We start from the raw sequence: 4,231 nt of genomic DNA, 5'->3' as shown, positions 1-4,231 counted from the left end.
CTTCAAAGGCTGACGGGTTTACACTTCGCCAGGAAAACGTCACGTGCAGACCCGTGCGAGAAGAATCGAGCCGCAATGACCGAGCGCGCGCACAGCGCGGTCGCCGACACCCTGCCGGCGATCGAATCCATCAAGCAACTCAAGGCGCGCTACTGCCGCTACCTGGACACCAAGGACTGGCCGGCCTGGCGGACGATCTTCACCGACGACTTCCTCAGCGACACCTCCGAAGCCGGCGGCGCGGTGATCGCCGGCGCCGACGACTTCGTGGCCTTCACCCGCCGGGCACTCGGCCGCGCCACCCAGCCCACGGCGCATCAGGTGCACAACCCCGAGATCGAGCTCACCTCGGCGACGACCGCGCGCGGGACGTGGGCGCTGCAAGACGTCGTCCGCTTCGGGCCCGGGATAACGTTGGTCGGCTACGGCCACTACCACGAAACCTACGAAAACATCGACGGCCAGTGGTTCATCAAGAGCTCCAAGCTAACTCGACTGCGCGAGGACATCGTGACTCCCCTCTTCTCGATCTACGTCTCCCCCCGGATCCGCGCCGCGATCGGCACCATCGCCGGCCGCCTGATGGATCGGTGACCCGGCCATGACCGCCAACACCGTTCTGGTCACCGGCGCGTTCGGACAGGTCGGCAAGCGCTGCACGCAGCTTCTGCTGCAGCGCGGACGCACCGTCGTCGCGATGGACCTGCGCAACGACAACACCGCCGCCGTCGCAACCGAACTCGCCGCCGGCGGCTATCCCGGCACGCTGATTCCCGCCTACACCGACCTGCTGGACGCCGAGGCGGTGCGGGACCTGGTCACCGCCCACCAGCCCGACGCCGTCGTGCACCTGGCCGCCGTGGTCTCCCCGCTGTCATATCGCAAACCCGACCTGGCCCGGCGAGTCAACGTCGGCGGCACCGAGAACCTGTTGGCCGCCTGCACGGCGCTGCCCCGCCCGCCCCTGTTCCTGATGGCCTCCAGCGCCGCGGTCTACGGGTCGCGAAACCCCTACCGCCAGCCGGAGCGGATCACCCCGGATACCCCGGTGAACCCGATCGACCAATACGGCCAGGACAAGGTGCTGGCCGAGGCGGCAATCCGGGCCAGCGGGCTGCCGTATGCGCTGTTCCGGCTCGGCGGGATCATCTCGCCGGACACCCACGCCTCCATCAACGGCGACTACCTGCTGCTGATGCGATCGATGCCCAGCGACAACCGGATGCACGCGGTGGATGCGCGGGACGTGGCGCTGGCCTTCGCCAACGGCGTCGATCGTGCGGCCACCATTTCCGGCAAGGTGCTGCTCATCGGCGGCAACGAGTCTTACGTGCTCACCCAGCGCGAACTGGAGGACGCCATGATGGAGGCCGTCGGCTGGGCCGGCTCGGCCCGTCGGCCAGTTTGCCCGGCAACCCGGCCGACGACCGGGGCTGGAGTTTCACCGGCTGGTACGACACCACCGAAGCCCAGCAGCTGCTCGACTTCCAGGAGCACGACTGGAGCCAGACGGTGGCCTGGCTGGCCGAATCGCAGGGCCGCAGCCGGCTCGCCCTGCGACTGCTGGGGCCGCTGCTGCGGCCCCTCCTGCGCACCATCTTGATCGTGCAGCGCCGGCTGGAGGGACGCGGCCCCTACGCCGACCCGTGGACGTTGATCGAAAAGAAGTACGGCACAGCGGCATTGGCGACCGCCGACTAACCGGTTCGGTCAGCGGTCGATCCACGCCAGCTGCGCGTCGGCGTGGTGGCCGCCCACCGGCGGCGTGAGTCGATCCAGCCGGGACAGCTGCTCGGTAGTCAGCTCCAGCGCGTCGGCCCCGACGTTTTCTTCCAGGCGGGCGACGCGTTTGGTGCCCGGGATCGGCACGATGTCGGGGCCTTTCGCCAGCAACCAGGCCAACGCGACCTGGGCCGGCGTGGCGCCGACGTCCGCGGCGATGTCCCGCAATTCGTCGGCGCAGCGCAGGTTGTGGGCGAAGTTCTGTTCCGCGAACCGCGGGTTGGTCCTGCGGTAGTCGGTGTCGGGCAGCTCGTGCGCGGAGCGGATAGCGCCGGTGAGGAAGCCGCGGCCCAGCGGTGAGTAGGCGACGAACCCGATCCCCAGTTCGCGCAGCACCGGCAGTATCTCGTCTTCCTGGTCGCGGGTCCACAGCGAGTACTCCGATTGGACGGCGGTGATCGGGTGCACCGCGTGCGCACGGCGGATGGTATTCACCCCGACCTCGGAGAGACCGATGTGCCGGATCTTGCCGGCGGCGACCAGTTCGGCCAGCGCTCCGACGGTGTCTTCGATCGGGGTTTGGCGGTCGAGGCGGTGCTGGTAGTACAGGTCGATGCGGTCCGTGGCCAGCCGGCGCAGCGAACCATCCACGGCGACACGGATATTGGCGGGGCTGCTGTCCAGGCCGTCGCGGCCGGTGTGCGAGATCAGGCCGAACTTGGTGGCCAGCACCACCCGATCGCGCCGCCCGCGCAGCGCTCGGGCCAACAGTTCCTCGTTGACGTAGGGGCCGTACACCTCGGCGGTGTCGATCAGCGTCACACCCAGCTCGATGGCGCGGTGCACGGTGCGGATCGATTCGGCGTCGTCGGTGCCGGCGCCGGCGTAGGCCACCGACATTCCCATCGCCCCCAGGCCCAGCCGGCCCACCTGCAGTCCGCCGAGTTGAGCCTGCTTCATGGCGCGTCTCCTGTTCCTGACGTGGTTGCGCGCGGGGCCGAACGGTAGCGTGGCGCTGTGTCCCGCGTCGAGCTTCCCGCGATCTGATGCAGCACGCAAACAGCGCGCGGCCGGCGCGCAATCTGGCGGTCGATTATTACCGCGTGTCCGGGGTGGTGCTGATCGTGCTCGGGCACTGGCTGGCCGGATCGGTGACCTATCACGACGGGCAGTTCGGCCGGCAGAACCCGTTGGTGGACATGCCCTGGACGCAATGGCTGACCTGGCCGTTCCAGGCGGTTCCGACCTTCTTCCTGGTGGCCGGGTACGCCGGCGCAGTGTCCTGGACGCACCGGCACGACGAAGAGGGAGTGCCCCGTCGGTCCTGGCTGCAGCGCCGGCTGGCCCGGGTCCTCGGGCCGACCGCGGTGTATGCGGTGCTGGTGTCGGCGGTGGTGGTCGCGCTGGCCGCCTGCGGCGTGGCGGGTTCGGTGCTCGAGTACGCCGGTTGGGCGGTGGCCATGCACCTGTGGTTTTTGGCGGTGTATCTGGTGGTGGTGTCGTTGACGCCGATTGCGCTTGTCGTGCAACGCCGTTGGGGGCTGTGGGTGCCCGCGGCACTCGCTGTGACGGTGGCCGTGGTCGATGCGGCCCGGATCGGCGCCCATCTGCCCCACCTCAGCTGGGTGAACTATGTGTTGGGCTGGGGAACGCTGTATCAGCTCGGGATCGCTTGGCACGAAGGGTCATTGGCGGGCCGTCGGCCGTGGCTGCTGGCCGGCGTCTCGGCGGTGCTGCTGGCGGCATTGATCTGGCTGCGCGTGTATCCGGTCAGCATGATCGGGGTTCCCGGCCAGACCATCGACAACACCACGCCGCCCACCGTGGCGCTGCTGGCCTTCGGCGGCGCCCAAACCGGAATCGTGATGGCGGCTGCACCCGCGCTCAACCGCGCGCTGCGCGCCATCCGGGCCGAGCGGGGGCTCTCGATCGCCAACAACAACATCATGGCCCTCTACCTGTGGCACATGATTCCAGTCGTGATCGTGGCGATCGTCGGATATCCGCCGGGCGGCCAGACCATCGACAACACCACGCCGCCCACCGTGGCGCTGCTGGCCTTCGGCGGCGCCCAAACCGGAATCGTGATGGCGGCTGCACCCGCGCTCAACCGCGCGCTGCGCGCCATCCGGGCCGAGCGGGGGCTCTCGATCGCCAACAACAACATCATGGCCCTCTACCTGTGGCACATGATTCCAGTCGTGATCGTGGCGATCGTCGGATATCCGGCCGGGCTGTTGCCGCAGCCCCCCGAAGGCAGCGTGCAGTGGTGGCAGGCCCGGCTGGAATGGGTGGCCGTCCTGAGCGCGGTGACGGCGGTCGAAATGGTGCTGTTGTGGTGGGCCCGAAGGCTTTTCGCCGCGCCGCTGCCGCTGCTTGGCGTTCCCCTGCCCGCGCGCGCCGCCGAACCCGTGCTGCTGGCCGGTGCGGCACTGGCGGCCTACACCCTGTCCGTGGTGGCCGCCGAGGGCTTTGCGCCCGACGGGCGGTTCCCGTGGCCGACCGCCCT

3 protein-coding genes and 1 pseudogene are annotated in these 4,231 nt (G+C 69.2%); 3 read left to right on the top strand and 1 reads right to left on the bottom strand.

All coding sequences use genetic code 11. The features are described 5' to 3' along the window. The first annotated feature begins 75 nt into the window (after positions 1-75). The gene (locus tag NF20_RS05205; RefSeq protein ID WP_033710840.1) at positions 76-594 is read left to right on the top strand and encodes a nuclear transport factor 2 family protein; all 519 of its coding nucleotides are present in this window, start codon (positions 76-78) and stop codon (positions 592-594) included. Positions 595-601: 7 nt separating this feature from the next. Continuing rightward, positions 602-1,701 (top strand): annotated as a pseudogene (locus tag NF20_RS05200) (NAD-dependent epimerase/dehydratase family protein). Between the two features lie 9 nt (positions 1,702-1,710). On the opposite strand, the gene NF20_RS05195 reads toward NF20_RS05200, so the two are convergent. Then, positions 1,711-2,682 carry an aldo/keto reductase gene (locus NF20_RS05195; protein WP_033710842.1) on the bottom strand — a complete coding sequence of 324 codons (972 nt, stop codon included), beginning with the start codon at positions 2,680-2,682 and terminating at the stop codon, positions 1,711-1,713. Between the two features lie 86 nt (positions 2,683-2,768). Between NF20_RS05195 and NF20_RS05190 the strand changes: the two genes are divergently transcribed. Next, the coding region (locus tag NF20_RS05190) for an acyltransferase family protein (protein ID WP_033717225.1) at positions 2,769-4,231 on the top strand (1,463 nt) is incomplete at its 3' end.

This window comes from Mycobacterium sp. MAC_080597_8934, assembly GCF_000523975.1.
Taxonomy (GTDB): Bacteria; Actinomycetota; Actinomycetes; order Mycobacteriales; family Mycobacteriaceae; genus Mycobacterium; species Mycobacterium avium.
The sequence above is the reverse complement of the archived record's forward strand: the minus strand, read 5'-3'. Positions and strand labels throughout refer to the sequence as shown.